Annotated in this window: 1 protein-coding gene; it reads right to left on the bottom strand. The window is 35.5% G+C overall.

Annotation, left to right across the window (positions count from 1 at the left end):
- A partial coding sequence (locus FFO06_RS20985; protein ID WP_137909717.1) for a DUF4351 domain-containing protein occupies positions 1–187 on the bottom strand: 187 nt, incomplete at its 3' end.
- Between the last annotated feature and the right edge of the window lie 47 nt (positions 188–234).

Genomic DNA, 234 nt, shown 5'->3' with positions numbered 1-234 from the left:
GTTCTATGTTTAAACTGTTGATATTTTCGATGTAAATATCTTTTAATTTTCCAAATCTTTTCGATAACTGACGTATCAATAAAATCATCTCACCATTCTGTCTCCCCTCCTGTCTACCTTCCTGTCTCCCCTCCTGCTTTGCTTCTTGATAGACCCTTGTTTGCTTAATATCACTCACTAAAAACATTGCTTCTATCTCCTGACGGCTTAATTGTGAAAACTTGGACAATAAAA

The sequence above is a fragment of the Dolichospermum planctonicum genome, assembly GCF_005402965.1.
In the GTDB taxonomy this organism is placed as follows: Bacteria; Cyanobacteriota; Cyanobacteriia; order Cyanobacteriales; family Nostocaceae; genus Dolichospermum; species Dolichospermum planctonicum.
Note: the sequence above shows the minus strand (reverse complement) of the source record. Positions and strands in the feature narration are given on the sequence as shown.